The 15,800-nt window shown below is 46.4% G+C and carries 18 protein-coding genes; 12 read left to right on the forward strand and 6 right to left on the reverse strand.

From position 1 onward, the window contains the following. Window positions 1–59: 59 nt before the first annotated feature. Both ectA and BLV22_RS13030 read right to left on the reverse strand, forming a co-directional pair. A complete protein-coding gene (gene ectA, locus BLV22_RS13025; protein WP_245724099.1) occupies window positions 60–578 on the reverse strand; it encodes a diaminobutyrate acetyltransferase in 519 nt (172 codons plus the stop codon). A gap of 299 nt (window positions 579–877) precedes the next feature. Beyond that, window positions 878–1,774 (reverse strand): TIGR01777 family oxidoreductase, encoded by an 897-nt coding sequence (locus BLV22_RS13030; protein WP_091616155.1) that lies wholly within the window; start codon window positions 1,772–1,774, stop codon window positions 878–880. Window positions 1,775–1,894: 120 nt separating this feature from the next. Between BLV22_RS13030 and recX the strand changes: the two genes are divergently transcribed. The 3 genes from recX to BLV22_RS13045 are packed head-to-tail and all read left to right on the forward strand — an operon-like array spanning window position 1,895 to window position 3,289. Continuing rightward, window positions 1,895–2,749 carry a recombination regulator RecX gene (gene recX, locus BLV22_RS13035; RefSeq protein WP_176967779.1) on the forward strand — a complete coding sequence of 285 codons (855 nt, stop codon included), beginning with the start codon at window positions 1,895–1,897 and terminating at the stop codon, window positions 2,747–2,749. Then, window positions 2,715–3,023 (forward strand): YfhH family protein, encoded by a 309-nt coding sequence (locus BLV22_RS13040; protein WP_091616262.1) that lies wholly within the window; start codon window positions 2,715–2,717, stop codon window positions 3,021–3,023. The genes recX and BLV22_RS13040 overlap by 35 nt, the downstream gene beginning before the upstream one ends. A gap of 20 nt (window positions 3,024–3,043) precedes the next feature. Then, on the forward strand, window positions 3,044–3,289 hold the full coding sequence (locus BLV22_RS13045; RefSeq protein WP_091616161.1) for a YfhJ family protein: 246 nt from the start codon (window positions 3,044–3,046) through the stop codon (window positions 3,287–3,289). A gap of 40 nt (window positions 3,290–3,329) precedes the next feature. On the opposite strand, the gene BLV22_RS13050 is transcribed toward BLV22_RS13045, so the two are convergent. Continuing rightward, window positions 3,330–4,328, reverse strand: a complete 999-nt coding sequence (locus BLV22_RS13050) for a metal-dependent hydrolase (RefSeq protein WP_091616164.1) — start codon at window positions 4,326–4,328, stop codon at window positions 3,330–3,332. A gap of 122 nt (window positions 4,329–4,450) precedes the next feature. On the opposite strand from BLV22_RS13050, the gene BLV22_RS13055 reads away from it, so the two are divergent. The 3 genes from BLV22_RS13055 to BLV22_RS13065 are packed head-to-tail and all read left to right on the forward strand — an operon-like array spanning window position 4,451 to window position 6,639. Continuing rightward, entirely contained in the window at window positions 4,451–4,774 is a 324-nt protein-coding gene (locus BLV22_RS13055; RefSeq protein ID WP_091616166.1) for an MFS transporter, read from the forward strand. 24 nt (window positions 4,775–4,798) lie between these two features. Beyond that, entirely contained in the window at window positions 4,799–5,887 is a 1,089-nt protein-coding gene (gene mutY / locus BLV22_RS13060) for an A/G-specific adenine glycosylase (RefSeq protein ID WP_091616169.1), read from the forward strand. Beyond that, window positions 5,884–6,639 (forward strand): SDR family NAD(P)-dependent oxidoreductase, encoded by a 756-nt coding sequence (locus tag BLV22_RS13065; protein WP_091616172.1) that lies wholly within the window; start codon window positions 5,884–5,886, stop codon window positions 6,637–6,639. Before mutY ends, BLV22_RS13065 begins: the two co-directional genes overlap by 4 nt. Window positions 6,640–6,669: 30 nt before the next feature. Here the strand turns inward: BLV22_RS13065 and BLV22_RS13070 are convergent, their stop codons facing one another. Then, a complete protein-coding gene (locus BLV22_RS13070; protein WP_091616176.1) occupies window positions 6,670–7,638 on the reverse strand; it encodes an NADPH:quinone reductase in 969 nt (322 codons plus the stop codon). A gap of 89 nt (window positions 7,639–7,727) precedes the next feature. Between BLV22_RS13070 and ntdP the strand changes: the two genes are divergently transcribed. Genes ntdP through BLV22_RS13085 form a run of 3 tightly spaced genes read left to right on the forward strand, consistent with a single transcriptional unit; the run spans window position 7,728 to window position 11,486 of the window. Continuing rightward, window positions 7,728–8,339, forward strand: a complete 612-nt coding sequence (gene ntdP, locus BLV22_RS13075) for a nucleoside tri-diphosphate phosphatase (protein WP_091616179.1) — start codon at window positions 7,728–7,730, stop codon at window positions 8,337–8,339. A 12-nt stretch (window positions 8,340–8,351) separates the two neighbouring features. After that, the gene (locus tag BLV22_RS13080; protein ID WP_091616181.1) at window positions 8,352–10,094 is read left to right on the forward strand and encodes an ABC transporter ATP-binding protein; all 1,743 of its coding nucleotides are present in this window, start codon (window positions 8,352–8,354) and stop codon (window positions 10,092–10,094) included. A gap of 21 nt (window positions 10,095–10,115) precedes the next feature. After that, entirely contained in the window at window positions 10,116–11,486 is a 1,371-nt protein-coding gene (locus BLV22_RS13085; RefSeq protein ID WP_091616184.1) for a dipeptidase, read from the forward strand. A 38-nt stretch (window positions 11,487–11,524) separates the two neighbouring features. Here BLV22_RS13085 and BLV22_RS13090 read toward each other — a convergent pair whose 3' ends face one another. After that, window positions 11,525–12,601, reverse strand: a complete 1,077-nt coding sequence (locus BLV22_RS13090; protein ID WP_091616187.1) for an FUSC family protein — start codon at window positions 12,599–12,601, stop codon at window positions 11,525–11,527. A gap of 29 nt (window positions 12,602–12,630) precedes the next feature. Then, window positions 12,631–13,932 carry a glutamate-1-semialdehyde 2,1-aminomutase gene (locus tag BLV22_RS13095; RefSeq protein ID WP_091616190.1) on the reverse strand — a complete coding sequence of 434 codons (1,302 nt, stop codon included), beginning with the start codon at window positions 13,930–13,932 and terminating at the stop codon, window positions 12,631–12,633. 82 nt (window positions 13,933–14,014) lie between these two features. Between BLV22_RS13095 and bcp the strand changes: the two genes are divergently transcribed. The 3 genes from bcp (at window position 14,015) to perR (ending at window position 15,411) form a co-directional block, all read left to right on the forward strand. Then, entirely contained in the window at window positions 14,015–14,551 is a 537-nt protein-coding gene (gene bcp / locus BLV22_RS13100; RefSeq protein WP_091616192.1) for a thioredoxin-dependent thiol peroxidase, read from the forward strand. Window positions 14,552–14,566: 15 nt separating this feature from the next. After that, window positions 14,567–14,878 (forward strand): cyclic-di-AMP receptor, encoded by a 312-nt coding sequence (locus BLV22_RS13105; RefSeq protein ID WP_091616195.1) that lies wholly within the window; start codon window positions 14,567–14,569, stop codon window positions 14,876–14,878. Window positions 14,879–14,973: 95 nt separating this feature from the next. Continuing rightward, entirely contained in the window at window positions 14,974–15,411 is a 438-nt protein-coding gene (gene perR, locus BLV22_RS13110; RefSeq protein ID WP_091616264.1) for a peroxide-responsive transcriptional repressor PerR, read from the forward strand. Window positions 15,412–15,800: the final 389 nt, after the last annotated feature.

Here is a 15,800-nt window from a genome sequence, read left to right on the forward strand (position 1 = left end):
TCGAAAAATTCAGTTTTTACATAATACATGACATGCGCTTTGCATGTCATGTGCACTACTTATTTTGTAAAGGGTCCTACTCGAAATGTCAACTCTTCTTCATGTTCATCATCCGGAAAAAGATCTTCTGTAAAGCATTCAGAAACTGTCACTTCAGTATCCCGTTTCTTGGCAAGCTTTTTAAACAAAGCCTGCGAGGCTTCATTGGAAGGAGTGATGGTAGCTTCTAAATACAGCACTTCGTCACATACATCCCGTTCCAGAAGTGCATCCAGCAAACGGGAAGCAAGACCTTTTCCCCGTTGGGAAGTATCCACGCCCACCTGCCAGACAAACACGGTATCCTGCTTTTCAGGTGGAATAAAGGCCGTTACGAAGCCCACTAATTCATCGTTTTCTTTAGCGACAACACATGTTTCGGCAAAAAATTCACACATCATAATATATTTATATGAGGAATTTAAATCCAATGTGGAGTTTTTGACAAGTTCCCACATGTCTGCCCCGTCTTCCACGGCTGGTTTGTCAAAAACGATTGAATCGACGGAACCGTTCGTTCCAGTCATTTTCGTTTCCATTTTCTTACCACCTTTTAAAAGTAATAGAGGGCTACCTGTACTATACCTCTTTATAGAAAAAACAAACGTAAAATTGCCTTGTTTTAAAATGTAATAAGATCTGCCACACTCATAAATCAAATCTTAACGCTAATTATGAAAATGTTCAAACTTGCCTATCAGGCATTTATGAGTATTATTACTACTTATAGAGTGTTATGTAACCTGAACAGCAAAAACGATAAGTAATACTTGCGCAGATGGACAATTCCTCCACCTTTGATAAGAAAAGCCGTCTGAGAAGACCAGACGGCTGAAGATTACTCTTTTAAAATATTGATCAGCGCAGGCTGAAGGCTTGGAAAGTGAAAGGAGAAGCCATGATCCATGGATCTTTGGGGTATCACCTTCTGGCCTCCAAGGATCATTACACTCATTTCACCGAGCATCTTCTCGATAATAAATGATGGTACAGAGAGCCAGTGTGGACGTCCGGTCACTTTAGCTATCTCGAGTCCGAGTGTTTCCATTTGTGCAGGCTCAGGCGCGGTAATATTCAGTGCACCTTTAATGTCTTTGGTTGTGGCTGCAAAAAGAAGCATTTCGACAGCGTCTCTTAAATGAATCCAGGAAAACCACTGTCTTCCGCTTCCGATAGTCCCTCCGCCAAACATTTTGTATACAGAAACAAGTGGGGGGGTAAACTCCTGCAAAACGAGACCCATCCGTGCTTTTACTACCCGGATTCCGAGCTCTTCTGCTTTTTCAGCTTCATTTTCCCAACGTACAGCAACGTCCTGCAAAAAGCTGGGTTCGCCTTTTGGAGATTCTTCAGTGAATTCTGCTTCCTCAGACATTCCGTAAAAAGCGACGGCAGAAGCGCTTACGAGCACTTCGGGTTTATGACTGCTTGCTTTGAAAATGCGGACGACTTCTCTGGTGGAATCGATCCGGCTGTTTAAAATATCTTCTTTATTTTGTTCTGTCCAACGCTGTGCAATCGATGCGCCAGCCAGATTTATGAAAGCATCTACCGGCGGCAATTCATATTCAGGTTTGCTGCCGGGGTTCATCCATTCAATAAAGGTGATATTTTCGCTATTTTTTTTATTTTGACTGTTTCTTGTTAAAATATAAATATGGTGGCCCATCTGCTCGAGGTAGCCTGTGAGGGCGGAGCCTACGTATCCGCTTCCTCCTGCAATAGCAATATTCAATGTGTATTTCTCCTTTCATTACTTAAGGTGATATAAAAGCGTCACTTTTGAAACTATTCAACTTTACCCAAAAGCAGATTGTCATAATCATTTTCCACTATGCAAAAGGAGAGGGCCTTTGTGAAAATTACAAAAATTGAAGTGCAGAAAAATAATCCGGAGCGATACAACATTTTCACCGATCAGACGGGCCGGGAAGCATTCACGACCGGTGTGGATGAAGCCGTTTTGGTCCAGTGGGATCTTAAAAAAGGAAAAGAATTGACGGAAAATGAGCTCGGGCTTCTAATTGAAGACGATCATGAACGCAAGGCATGGAACCGGGCGCTGCACTACTTATCGAGTGTGATGCGGACAGAAAAAGAAGTATATGATCATCTAATAGAAAAAGAGTTCACAGAGGCCTCTGCATCGAAGGCAGTCGAAAAAGCGAAGAAATATAAATTCTTAAATGACCGTGAATTTGCCAAAGCGTTCGTACGCACAAAAATTAACACGACCGATAAAGGGCCGAAGGTCATTAGGATGGACCTGGAGAAAAAAGGCGTGGCGGAGAATTACGTCTCCGAGGCGATGAAGGAACTGACTGATGAACTGGCCCTTGACCGTGCCGTGAGCGCAGCAGAGAAGAAAGGGCGTCAGAAAAAAGGTGAATCGGGCGGTGCGGTGAAGCAGCGTTTGTTGCAAATGCTGCTCCGGAAAGGATATGATCATGAAACAGCTTCAGCCGCTGTAAAAGAAGCGGACTTTGCTCCTTCAGAGGAAGATGAGTGGAACTCGGTGCTCGTGCAGGGAGAAAAAGTTTACCGGAAATGGGAAGGAAAACTTGAAGGCCGTCAGCTTGAACAGAAAATCAAAGAATACCTGTACCGGAAGCAATTTCCGATGGAGCATATCCAGCGGTTTTTAGATGAAAAGAGAGAGGAGTCCGAACATGGGGATGGAAAAAAGATACAGCCAGATGAGCAGGTATGAGCTTGAACAGGAAATTGCGAACTTAAACGAAAAGTCCAAAAAAGCCGAGCAGATGGGAAGAGGAAACGAATTTGCGGTTTATGAGCGTAAGATCGCAATGGCGAAAACGTATATGCTTGATCCAGCGGACTATCAGCCTGGGAAAACGTACCGGATCGCCCAGGAAGGATCCACCTTCGAAATAGAATTTATTAACGGCGTGTTTGCCTGGGGCTACCGAAACAATTCAAGCCAGATCGAAGCACTGCCGTTCTCTCTGTTGGTTGAAAAATAAAGAATGGAGGCACGAGAGGAATGGAAAACCAGAAAAATTATTTATTGGAAACTCTTCTTGCAGTCAATAGTCAGTTAACGAACGAAAAAGCCCGGGAATGGGTGGAATTTCTATGGGAAGACTTTGAATCCACTCAGGCGAGAGCAGGTCGTTCGTACAAAGGTGAAGAAGTAACCGGGCAGATTGTGGAAAAATGGATCCGGCAGTACGGTCCGCACCTGCACCGCTACGAAGCGACAAATGAAAAGTTTTTCGGCATTAACTAGATATAAATAAAGAGTACGGAGGTTGGCTCCGTACTCTTTATTATTGAGTATAATAGGAAAAAGCCCGGCCTTTGTCGAGTTTTTTGTGAAGGGTATCATCACTGAAAATCCAGCCGGTGTAGGAAGTCATAACTTCTAATTCCCCGTTCAGTTGAACGACCGCTACAAACGGATAGTAACCCTTGCTGCGGTAACGCAGGTCAATGAATTTCACTTCGTATCCCTCGTCTGTATTTCGGACGATCCAGCGGTAAGTAGGAGAGAAGGATAGAAAAGAAGCAAGGTTCCGGTCGTCTCGGGCCGCGTTGATAATCGGATCGTCAGGAATTGGTTCAAACGGGTACGTTTCAAAGTAGCGAAGCCGTCCGTTTCGGTAATTGGTGACGAATAACTTGTGGGGCGTACGGATGACTAAATGCCACCGGTACCAGTTGTAGGTTGGTGAAATAAACAGGTGTGTGGCATCCGGGTGCAGGCGGCGGGCCCTTTGCAGAACAATGTTCCGGGCCTGGAACCGCCACAAATAGTAAAGAAGCAAAAAGACGTATAAAACAATCATAGAGGGTGCTCTCGGTACATCAAACCACCATAGGATAAATACGAACAGGTGGGAAAAAAAGATTACTGAATCAAAAATATTAATCACGCCGAGCGCTATCCACCGCCTCGTAAACGGGGACAGTGCCTGCGTGCCGTAGGCATTAAAAATATCCACAAAGACGTGCAGAGCGACAGCGATAAAGGACCAGAGCCATAAATGCGAAAAAGCAATTTCCGGGGAAAACATATATATAATGGCTGCCAGCAGTACCGGCCAGATTAGAACGGCGGGTATAGAGTGTGTCGGACCGCGGTGGTAGCGGATATAGACGGCGTTATTTTTCAGTTTTAATACGGTATCAAAATCAGGGGCCTGTGACCCTATAATTGTTGCGATCAGGATTGTGCCCATTGCTCCGCCTTCAGGTGAAATAGCAGGGTCAATGGTGGCCAGGCCTCCCAGGCCGATCCCCATCACAGTGTGAGTTGCTGTATCCATTGGCACCACCTTTAATTTATGGCATGCTGAAACAAAAAAAGCCTGTGGCATCAAACAAGCACAGACCGTACCATCGTAGTTCCATAATACCCTAATCAGTTTATTTCAAAAAGGAGAATTATATGAATCCGAAGAAATACGTCGTTTTTATGGAATACCGGGTTTCAGAGGAGAAAAGAACTGAATTTTTAAGAGCCATGGAAGAGATTTCTTCTGCTATGCTCAATGAGCAGGTGAATAATTATGAATGGTTTGAGTCTGTGGACCAGGGAGCATTATTTGTAGAAATGTTTGCAGTTAATACGCTTGAGCAGTACAACGCCCTGAAAGCTAAACGAACAGAGACAGATGACAGAGTATATGGCCGCCTTGATAAATTCGTCCCCGGGGGAATGAAAAAAGTGCACTGCTGGTGTTTTGAGAAAAACGGCCCTTATAGTGACTAAAATAAAGAGAAAGAGTGAACTGCTATGAATCCACTATTGGAGAAGTTTTCGCCGGAACAGTTTCAACAGGACTTAGTCGACTGGTACCGGCACCAAAAAAGAGATCTGCCTTGGCGAAGAAGTGCAGACCCTTATCACATATGGATTTCAGAAATTATGCTTCAACAGACAAAAGTCGATACAGTCATTCCATATTACTACCGGTTTTTAGAAGCATTTCCTACTATTGAAGCCCTGGCAGAAGCAGAAGAAGATCAGGTGATGAAGCAATGGGAAGGCCTTGGTTATTATTCGAGGGCAAGAAATCTGCACCATGCGGTGAAGGAAGTAGCTGAAGAATACGGAGGAGAAGTTCCGGACGGGAAAAAAGAGTTTCGTTCGTTAAAGGGAGTCGGTCCCTATACAGCTGGAGCAGTACTGAGTATTGCTTTTGATAAACCGGAGCCGGCCGTGGATGGGAACGTCATGCGCGTGTTTTCAAGACTGTTATGTTTGTATGAAGACATCGGAAAGCAGTCGACAAAAAGTACGTTCGAAGCAGTACTTGGCGAAATTCTGCCACTTACCTCACCATCGGACTTTAATCAGGCAGTAATGGAGCTTGGTGCTCTTATCTGTACGCCAACCTCGCCGGGCTGTCTGTTGTGCCCAGTGCAGGAACACTGTAAAGCAAGAGCAGCAGGGGTGCAGGAGGAATTGCCGGTGAAAGAAAAGAAAAAGGCTCCGCGAAAACAGGAAATGGCAGCGGCAATTATTTGGAACGATGACGGGGAAGTATTAATCCATCAGCGTCCGGATAAAGGGCTTCTTGCCAGGCTTTGGGAATTTCCCAATACGGCAGTGGAAAATGAAGCGGAGCGCGCCGGGGAAATGGGCGCTTATCTTGAGGCGGACGCACACATAAAACCCAAAATTGATCGTCCTGTGCAGCGTGTGGAACAAACCTTTTCACATTTGATCTGGAATGTGCACGTATATGAAGGAAAGGCGGAAAAAAGCGATCTGCCTGAGGGCTGGAGATGGGTGCCGCTGAAGGAGGTAGTGAACTACGCGTTACCTGTGGCCCACCAAAAAATCTATAAAACATTGGTTGAAGGGATGGAGTTAAAATGAGCAAAGCTTTCGAGGGAAAAAAAGTACTGATTACAGGCGGTTCCAAAGGAATAGGGAAAGGCATTGCCCAGGCGTTTTACAGCGAAGGAGCCCGCGTTGGTATTTTAGCGCGTTCCGAGGAAGGGCTAAAAGCCGCCAAAGAAGAAATAGGGGACATTGAGACATACGCCTGCGATGTCACTGTAGACGGGGAAAGACAAAATACCTTTCAACGGTTTATTGAAACGTTTGGCGGAATTGACATACTGGTGAACAATGCCGGGGGAAGCAGCGGGGGAAAAATTGCGGATACTTCTATGGAAGAATTTACGAAGTCGATGGAAACAAATTACTTCCAGGCTGTACACTTCAGTAAAATGGCGTATGAACAAATGAGGGAACGCGGCGGAGCAGTTATTAATATCACGTCGATCTTTGGAAAGGAAGCTGGCGGAAAAGCTACGTATAACAATGCTAAAGCGGCGCTGATCAGCTTCACGAAAGCAGCAGGCAACGAGTGGATAAAAGATGGTGTACGGGTCAATTCGATTGCTCCAGGGTCCATTCTGCACCCTACGGGTAACTGGCAGAAACGGATAGAGGAAAATCCTGAAGCGATGGAACGGTTTGTGGAACAGAATATCCCTGCCGGAAGATTCGGTAATGTGGAGGAAGTGGCAGACGCAGCATTGTTTCTAGCTTCCCAGGAGGCACGGTGGCTTGTTGGCACGACGCTTACAGCTGACGGTGGACAGTCCCGGATGAATATATAAAACCGAAGGCTGCGGCCTTCGGTTTTATAGTTATTCAGAAACAGTAAGCACGAGGTTGCCGGGATAACGCTTGTTTTCCAAATCTTTGTGAGCCTGGGCAGCTTCCTCCATAGGGTAGGTACGGGCTACATGCGGGGAAAAGACTCCCTGTTCATAAGCCCGCCGGACTCCGGAAGCTGCTTCCTGCAGTGCCGGAACAGGTGCTGTAAAAAGCAGAATGCCGAGAATGGAAGCATATTTTTTGTTTAAAAGCTGCCATGGGAAACTTGGCATATTATTCACCGGCGAGCCGACCGCGACGATTCGTCCTCCTGGTGTAAGGATCTGCAGGTCCGTATCGGCATTTTCACTGAAAGACATATCAAGGATAACATCAGCGCCCGGCTGTCCGGAGGCTGAAGCAAAATCTTCCTTCCAGCTTTCATCATTTAGATTCAAAACAACATCCGCACCGGCGCGCCGGGCAATTTCGTGCTTTTCAGTGCTGCTAGCTGTAGTGATGACAAAGGCATTATGATGCTTGGCGAGCTGTATAGCGGCGTGACCGACTGCACCGGCGCCGCCGTAAATAAGCACGGTCTCTTCGGGCTGAAGCGCTGCCCGGAAAAACAAAGCCATATGAGCAGTAAGGGCGGGAATTCCAAGAGAAGCTCCTTCAGTAAAGCTCATGGCCTCTGGAAGAGGAAAAACGTTTGAAGCCGGAGCGGCTGCCCACTCTGCGGAGGCGCTTGGAATGTTTGTTCCCCAAACCCTGTCTCCCGGCTGGAAGTTTCCTGCACTGCTGCCAACTTTTTCGACAATTCCGGCAGTATCAAAATGTGGAATAGCCGGGAAAGAGGACACGGAACGTTTGCCGGAGCGGAAATACGTGTCAACGGGATTAAGACCCACCGCTTTCACCCGTATAAGGACTTCATTCGGCTGAATATCGGGCTTATCCACTTCTTCTGTATGGAGGACATCCGGCGTACCCTGTTCATAATAAACGACTGCTTTCAAGAAAATCGTCTCCTTTCATTTCGAAAATGACAGTTTTTTGCCTGCCCTTTTATCGTAACAGTTTTTCAGATCGAAGGAAGAAATGTATAATGAGAGTGATAGAAAAAAGAAGGCAGCAAAAAATTGCAGAAGAAGGGAGGCGGGACACATTGGCCGAGCGTAACGAAATCGCCGCAAGCTTCCCGGAAACAGGTAAGCCTATCCAGGTGCAGAGTTATAAGCATGACGGATCGCTCCACCGTGTATGGGAAGAAACATTAATACTGAAAGGTACAAGCAGAGAAGTCATTGGCGGGAACGATCGTATTCTGGTACATGAATCGGACGGAAGAGTCTGGAGAACGCGGGAGCCTGCTATTTGTTATTTTCATGCCGAAAAATGGTTTAACGTTATCGGTATGATCCGGTCTGACGGAGTGCATTATTATTGTAATCTCGGCACACCGTTTGTCTACGACAGTGAAGCTCTTAAATATATCGATTATGATTTGGATATTAAAGTTTTTCCGGACATGACCTACAATTTACTGGATGAAGACGAGTATGCCCAGCATAAAAAAGAAATGAATTACCCTGCGCAGATAGATGAAAAGATGGACACGAGTATTCGGGAACTGCAGAATTGGATCTGCCAGAGAAAAGGCCCATTTAACTCTCAGTTTATCGAACAGTGGTATGAGCGTTTTTTGTTTTTTCGATAAGAGGTGAAAAAGATGGGCAGTATTAGACGTTACATGCAGTTTGTGCGGCCGTACAATAAAATAATTGCGGTGACAGTGACCATTGGAATTTTTAAATTTGGTCTGCCGCTTTTAACGCCGCTCATCCTTGCTTATATTATAGACCACGTGCTGTTGGCAGATGGCATGGCAACAGCTGAAAAAGCACGAGTGCTCGCCTGGCTGGCAGGCGGAGCGGTTGTGCTTTTTATTATCGTCCGTCCGCCGATTGAATACTACCGGCAGTACTTTGCCCAGTGGACAGGTAATAAAATTTTATATGATATCCGTGATCAATTATTCAGCCATATTCAAAAATTGAGCCTGCGTTTTTATTCCAACCGCAAGGCAGGTGAAATCATTTCACGGGTGATCAACGATGTCGAGCTGACCAAAGACTTCGTGATCACAGGCCTGATGAACATTTGGCTTGATCTTGCGACGATCATTATTGCACTTATTATTATGTTTACGATGGATGTGGAATTGACGCTGGTGGCGATGTTGTTTTTACCCATCTATGCCTTTTTTATCAAATATTTTTATTCGAGGCTGCGGGATTTAACAAAAGCAAGATCGCAGGCGCTTGCAAACGTGCAGGGGCATCTGCATGAACGGGTGCAGGGAATGAGTGTAATCCGGAGCTTTGCTCTTGAAAATCATGAGCAGGGACAGTTTGATACGAGAAACAAACAGTTTCTGGACCGGGCGGTGGATCACACGCGCTGGAATGCTAAAACATTTGCAGCCGTGAATACTGTGACGGACGTAGCTCCGCTTGTAGTTATCCTGGCGGCCGGCCTGGCTGTATTGTACGGAAATTTATCCGTCGGGGAGATGGTGGCATTCACCTCTTACATGGAGAGGCTTTACAGCCCGCTCCGTCGTCTGGTGAATTCATCCACCACCCTTGTGCAGTCGATTGCGTCAATGGACCGGGTATTTGAATTCATTGATGAAAAATACGATATTACCGACAAAGAAACAGCCGTGCCGGTGAAGCACGTCAAAGGTGACATCAAGTTTGACCACGTATGGTTTAAATATGAAGAGGACACCAACGATGTATTAAAAGATGTCGATCTGCATGTGCGGCCGGGAGAAACTATTGCGCTGGTCGGCATGAGCGGCGGCGGGAAAAGTACGATCGTCAGTCTTTTGCCAAGGTTTTATGATGTCACCGGCGGTTCTCTGCTTCTTGACGGAAAAGACGTACGGGACTACGAAGTACGAACGCTCCGGGATCATATCGGCATGGTGCTGCAGGATAATATTTTATTCAGCGAATCGGTGAAAGAAAACATCCGGATGGGGAAACCGGAAGCCACGGATGAGGAAGTCATACAGGCAGCACGCATGGCTAATGCAGAAGTTTTTATCAACGAACTGCCGCTCTCCTACGATACCCCGGTCGGAGAACGGGGCGTGAAGCTTTCCGGCGGACAGAAGCAGCGTATTGCTATTGCCCGCGTATTTTTGAAAAACCCGTCGATACTTGTATTTGATGAAGCCACTTCGGCGCTGGACCTGGAAAGTGAGCATTATATCCAGGAAGCGATGGAGCGGCTCGCGCGGGATAGAACGACTTTTATTGTAGCGCACAGGCTTTCAACGATCACCCATGCGGACCGGATTGTCGTCATCGAAGACGGACGCGTGGTGGAGTCAGGCAGCCACGAGCAGTTAATGATGGCGGAAGGCTCTTACCAGAGGCTGTTTGACGTTCAGCATGTGTAATTGAGAAACAGGGAGGAAACCATGGAAGAAGTCAAAAATTATTTCGAACAACACCGAAGCAGCCACTTAAGCCAGCTGAAAGAATTTTTATCGATACCAAGCATCAGCGCAGATCCTGATCATAAACCGGACATGGGGGCTGCTGCCTCCTGGGTGGAGGGAAGTATGCAGGCAGCCGGCCTGGAAAATACCGCTGTAATGGAAACAGGCGGACATCCGGTCGTGTATGGGGATTGGATGCATGCACCGGGGAAACCTACGGTTCTCTTTTACGGGCATTATGATGTCCAGCCGGCTGATCCGGTTGAGCTGTGGGAGACTCCGCCGTTTCAGCCGGACATACGAGATGAAAAAATCTATGCCCGCGGTGCGACAGACGATAAAGGCCAGGTGTTTATGCACCTTAAAACGATTGAAGCCTTCATGCAGACGAAACGGGAGCTCCCGGTGAATGTAAAGTTCTGCATTGAAGGAGAAGAAGAGATTGGCAGCCCTAATCTGGATGAGTTTGTCGAAAAGCACCGGGAGCTGCTGCAGGGGGATGTACTGCTGGTTTCCGATACGCCGATGCTTGAAAAAGGCCGACCGACAGTGTGCTATGGCCTGCGCGGACTCGCTGGAATTCAGATTGACGTGAATGGAGCTAAAGGAGACCTGCACTCCGGCCTGTACGGCGGCGGGGTTGCAAATCCGCTTCATGCATTGGCCGATATACTTGCATCCATGCATGACGACAGCGGCCGTATAACCGTCGATGGCTTTTACGACCGGGTTCTTTCACTTACGGATCAGGAGCGCCGGGCATATGCGGAGCTTTCGTATGACGAAGAAAGTACAAGAAAAGAATTAAACGTACCGGAGCTGTTTGGCGAAGAAGGGTTTTCATTTCTGGAAAGAACGTGGGCCCGTCCGACGCTTGAAATTAACGGCATGCACGGAGGCTTCCAGGGGGAAGGAATCAAAACGGTACTGCCTTCTGCTGCTTCAGCCAAGATTACGTGCCGGCTCGTGCCTGATCAGGACCCGGATGAGATTGTTGAAAAACTGACAGCCCATGTTCAACAAAAAACACCGAAAGGCGTAGTGGTGAACGTGACTCCATTTGATAAAGGCCGGCCATTTGTTACTCCGTTTGACCACCCGGCCATTCAGGCAGCCGGGCGAGCGCTCGAAACCGCGTATGGTACAACGGCAGCATATACAAGGATGGGGGGATCCGTTCCTGTCATTGAAACTTTCTCCCAAATTTTAAATGTGCCGGTGGCGTTGATGGGATTTGGTCTTCCGACCGAAAACTTTCATGCCCCGAATGAACATTTCCATCTGGAAAACTACGATAAAGGCCTCGAGGCTTTAGCGGAATACCTGATGGAGATCAGTGAAAATTTATAAACGAAAAAGGAGGGCGCCCGCTGTCGGGAGCCCTCCTTTTAGTTTTCAATAGCAAAAAAGTCTTCGCTGCTATGGTAGCGGAAATAGGTTTCAACAAGCCGGTCGAGGTGTTCGAGCTGCTCATTGTATTCAACGATATGTGCGACAATAGGAAGAAGATGAAGCCATTCCGAGCGGTCAATGTTCTGCTTTTCATACATTTCCATGAGCTGATCTGTCAAAGAAACTCTGCCTTCATCTACTTCTTCAGCCATTTCCTCTGTAAGGTGAGTAGTCACCTTGCCCACATAACGCTGAAGAATTCTGTCGTGGTAATCCATGAGATGATCGAGCTGATTGCGTATGGCTTCCTGCATGTCTGAAGGCGTCTGCTGCATGTTGTTTTCAAACTTATCCAGCGTACGCAAAATGGTCACGATTTTATTCATCGAAGCGATCATCTGTTTGAAAAGGACAACGCGCCGGTCCCGTGTCAGCCGTGCTTTTTTTGTATACACGCGCTCTTCTTTAAACAAAAGGTACAGGTTTTCGATGGAAACCGTCTGGTCTTTAAGAGAGGAAAGGTCTTTTCGCAGCGTCTGCCGGTTAGTTTCATGTCTTCCAAGCAGCCGGATCCACTGAATAGTATTCTGGGTTACGTCGCGGATTTGCTGATACAGCTTGGTTTCATGCTTTGGAGGCAGAAACAGCATGTTGACTAAAAAAGATGCAAGAATGCCAAGCATGATTAAAGCAAACCGCTCGGAGGCAAACAAAATAAAACTGCCGTCTCCGGGCCTCCCCATGATAATGATGACCGTCACTACAGCGATCGGAATGGTGGAGGCGTCCAGTTTCAAGCCTAGAATCCCTGCAATAATAATCATCACCGTGACTCCGATAATTACCGGATCGTGGCCAAACGCAAGTACCATAACAATAGCTGTGCCAGCCCCAATGATATTAGACTGAAGCTGGTCGAGCATTGTCTGGAATGTGCGGGATATGGAAGGTTGAATAGCGAAAGTAGCGGCGATAGCTGCGAAAAAAGGAGGGTTCAATCCAATCCACGATGCTGCGTATATAGCTAGAACGATCGCAAGACCGGTCTTGAAAATTCTGGCTCCCAGCTTCATAACGGATTGTATTCCTTTCTGTATTGAACTTAGTAAATGTAGCTGCTTAACGCTGCAAAGGCCTGGTCCGAAGCTTCCAGCGTATCTTCTATGTCCTCATTGCTGTGTTCAGTGGTCAGAAACCAGGCTTCGTATTTTGAAGGAGCAAGGTGGACGCCGCGGTCAAGCATTTCTTTAAAAAAGATGCTGAACCTTTCAGAGTTCGAGCGTTCGGCCCCTTTATAATCTTTTACTGTTTCGTCTGTGAAATAAATGGTGAACATTCCTTTTAACCGATTGATCGTAACGGGAATGCTGTATTTTTCAGCCTGCTCGAGGAGACCTGTCTCAAGGCGTTCGCCCAGACGATCTAACGTGTCGTATACCCCGTCTTTTTCCAATACTTCAAGGCAGGCAATGCCCGCGCGCATAGAAGCAGGGTTTCCGGACATCGTTCCTGCCTGGTAGGCCGGACCCAGAGGAGCGACCTGCTCCATGACATCGACCCTGCCTCCGTATGCGCCAATCGGCAGGCCGCCTCCGATAATTTTCCCCATAGCGGTCATATCCGGTTCCACCTGGAGCATGTTTTGAGCAGCTCCGTAGGTGAAACGAAAAGCAGTAATGACTTCATCAAAGATAAGAAGAGAGTCCGATTCATGCGTGAGTTTTTTAATCTCTTCAAGATAACCGGGCTCCGGCTCGACAAGCCCGAAATTACCTACGATAGGCTCAATAAGGACTGCAGCCGTTTCGTCCCCCCAGCGGTCAATGGCTTCGCGGAAGCTGTCAATGTCGTTAAATGGCACAGTGATGACTTCTGCGGCAATATTGGGAGTCACCCCCGCAGAGTCCGGGGATCCCAGCGTCGATGGTCCGGAGCCGGCTGCTACAAGCACAAGGTCGGAGTGGCCGTGGTAGCACCCTTCGAATTTGATGATCTTATGTTTGCCGGTATAGGCTCTGGCTACGCGGATAGTCGTCATTACAGCTTCAGTGCCGGAATTGACAAACCTGACTTTCTCAAGTGAAGGGACTGCGTCCTTCAGTTTTTTAGAAAAAACATTTTCCCATTTCGTGGGAGTGCCGAGCAGCGTCCCTGTGCGGGCAGCCTCATTAATGGCTTCAGCAATGTGTGGATGGCCGTGCCCGGTAATAATGGGACCGTAAGCCCCGAGGTAATCAATGTAGCGGTTGTTATCCTCATCAAACAAATGTGCACCGCGTCCTTCTTTCATAAAAACCGGAGTGCCGCCGCCGACACCTTTAAAGGAGCGGGAGGGGCTGTTAACGCCTCCTACGATCAAGTCGCAGGCTTCATTATAGAGTTCGACAGACTTTTCATAGGACATATTTTCTTAACTCTCCTTACTATCAACTATTTCTTATCTATTGTATCATGGAGAAGTAAAGCAAAAACCATGATATCATAAGATGAAAACAACTGTTGAGGTGATCAATGTGAGTACAGAAGAAAGCAGTGTAAACCCGAAAGATCTGGAAGGCAGGCAGGCGCCTGATTTTGAACTTCCCGCTACTACTGGAGAAAATATCCGTTTAAGTGATTACCAGGGACAAAACGTGATTTTATATTTTTACCCGAAAGATAACACGCCTGGATGCACAACTGAAGCCTGCGATTTCAGGGATGCTCTCCCGGAATTGAATGATAAAAACGTTAAAGTACTCGGGGTCAGCCCTGATTCAATGAAAAAACATGAAAATTTCACCGCTAAGCATGAACTTTCCTTCCCCCTCCTTTCTGATGAAGAACAGAAAGCAGCCAACGCCTATGGAGTCTGGAAATGGAAGAAAAACTTCGGTAAAGAATACCTTGGAATTGTACGGTCCACCTTTTTTATTGATACAGAAGGGGTCGTGCAGAAAGTATGGGATGAAGTGAAGGTAAAGGAACATATTGGGGAAGTATCCCGGTATGTTGATGAATTCTTATCATCTTCTAAAAAATAGCAGGAGGGTGAAAAGATGAAACTGCTTCTTTGCATTATCGATAACTTTTATACCGATCAGGTAGAGATGGAAATGAAAGACAAAGGCTACCGCATGACAGAAATTGCGAGCAGCGGGGGTTTTTTGAAAAAAGGAAACACGACGTTTATGTTCGGTGTGAATGAGGAAGAAGTGCCGAAGCTGAAAACAGATTTAAAGGATATATGCCTGGCTTATGAAAAACACAGGGGAAAACGGCCCGAACATTCAAACAGGTTTACTTCTTTTCTTTTAGACGTATCGATGCTTCCCTTTTTTCAATCAGCCGAAGCAGATGAGAATCGCTGACCCCCTTTCATTGACAAGGATCAGGGAATTCCGATAGAATAGATTATAAGAATTACAAACAAAGAATCGTTTTACAGGAAGAGAGGTGCATGACGATGGCGAGCGCTAGCCTACAGGAAGCAGTAAGTGTCTTGAAAAGTACAAACGTTCGGATGACACCGCAGCGTCATGCTATTTTAGAGTTTCTGCACTCTTCAATGAGCCATCCGACTGCTGACGATATCTATAAATCTCTTGAAGAACGTTTTCCGAACATGAGTGTAGCCACAGTCTACAATAATCTTCGGGTTTTTAAAGATGCTGGTATAGTGAAAGAATTAACCTATGGGGACTCCTCAAGCAGGTTCGACTGCATTACTTCAGATCATTACCATGTAATATGTAATGATTGCGGGAAAATTGTAGACTTTCATTATCCAGGCCTGGATGAAGTAGAAACGTTAGCTGAACATGTGACTGGCTTTGAAATTGAAGATCACCGGCTGGAGATTTACGGAACATGCCCGGCATGTACAAAGATGAGCAAACAGTAAGCTGTTTTAAAAGCCTTCATCTTCTTAGTGGATGAAGGCTTTTGTATGCTTTTTAAACCCACGCAGTTCTCTTAAAAACTAATTTAAAATTATTTTGCAAAAGTGGTTGACGGTCTTATGGGCCGATGTTATATTACTAATTGTCGCCAAAACGGCTGACAAAAAAGAGAATAGCGAATTAAAACTTCTTCAAAAAGTTGTTGACATTCATTATTCAAAAATGATAAATTATAAAAGTCGCTGTTTAGCGGCAGATCGTTCTTTGAAAAGGAAAGACAAGCCAGAGCCCCAAAGAAAAGAACCATTTATTTAGGGCATCACTGATGCCACAGCATCAAACTTTTTACGGAGAGTTTGATCCTGGCTCAGGACGAACGCTGGCGGCGTGC

This window comes from Marinococcus luteus (assembly GCF_900106595.1).
GTDB lineage: Bacteria > Bacillota > Bacilli > Bacillales > Marinococcaceae > Marinococcus > Marinococcus luteus.

Excerpts from the sequence above, each read along its gene's own strand:
- BLV22_RS13065 (WP_091616172.1), top strand. The coding sequence starts at position 5,884 with ATGAGCAAAGCTTTCGAGGGAAAAAAAGTACTGATTACAGGCGGTTCC.
- ectA (WP_245724099.1), bottom strand. The coding sequence starts at position 578 with ATGGAAACGAAAATGACTGGAACGAACGGTTCCGTCGATTCAATCGTT.
- ntdP (WP_091616179.1), top strand. The coding sequence starts at position 7,728 with ATGAGAGTGATAGAAAAAAGAAGGCAGCAAAAAATTGCAGAAGAAGGG.
- BLV22_RS13095 (WP_091616190.1), bottom strand. The coding sequence starts at position 13,932 with ATGTCCTATGAAAAGTCTGTCGAACTCTATAATGAAGCCTGCGACTTG.
- BLV22_RS13080 (WP_091616181.1), top strand. The coding sequence starts at position 8,352 with ATGGGCAGTATTAGACGTTACATGCAGTTTGTGCGGCCGTACAATAAA.
- BLV22_RS13090 (WP_091616187.1), bottom strand. The coding sequence starts at position 12,601 with ATGAAGCTGGGAGCCAGAATTTTCAAGACCGGTCTTGCGATCGTTCTA.
- BLV22_RS13105 (WP_091616195.1), top strand. The coding sequence starts at position 14,567 with ATGAAACTGCTTCTTTGCATTATCGATAACTTTTATACCGATCAGGTA.
- BLV22_RS13045 (WP_091616161.1), top strand. The coding sequence starts at position 3,044 with ATGGAAAACCAGAAAAATTATTTATTGGAAACTCTTCTTGCAGTCAAT.
- bcp (WP_091616192.1), top strand. The coding sequence starts at position 14,015 with ATGAAAACAACTGTTGAGGTGATCAATGTGAGTACAGAAGAAAGCAGT.
- BLV22_RS13040 (WP_091616262.1), top strand. The coding sequence starts at position 2,715 with ATGGAAAAAAGATACAGCCAGATGAGCAGGTATGAGCTTGAACAGGAA.
- BLV22_RS13050 (WP_091616164.1), bottom strand. The coding sequence starts at position 4,328 with ATGGATACAGCAACTCACACTGTGATGGGGATCGGCCTGGGAGGCCTG.
- perR (WP_091616264.1), top strand. The coding sequence starts at position 14,974 with ATGGCGAGCGCTAGCCTACAGGAAGCAGTAAGTGTCTTGAAAAGTACA.
- BLV22_RS13055 (WP_091616166.1), top strand. The coding sequence starts at position 4,451 with ATGAATCCGAAGAAATACGTCGTTTTTATGGAATACCGGGTTTCAGAG.
- BLV22_RS13085 (WP_091616184.1), top strand. The coding sequence starts at position 10,116 with ATGGAAGAAGTCAAAAATTATTTCGAACAACACCGAAGCAGCCACTTA.
- mutY (WP_091616169.1), top strand. The coding sequence starts at position 4,799 with ATGAATCCACTATTGGAGAAGTTTTCGCCGGAACAGTTTCAACAGGAC.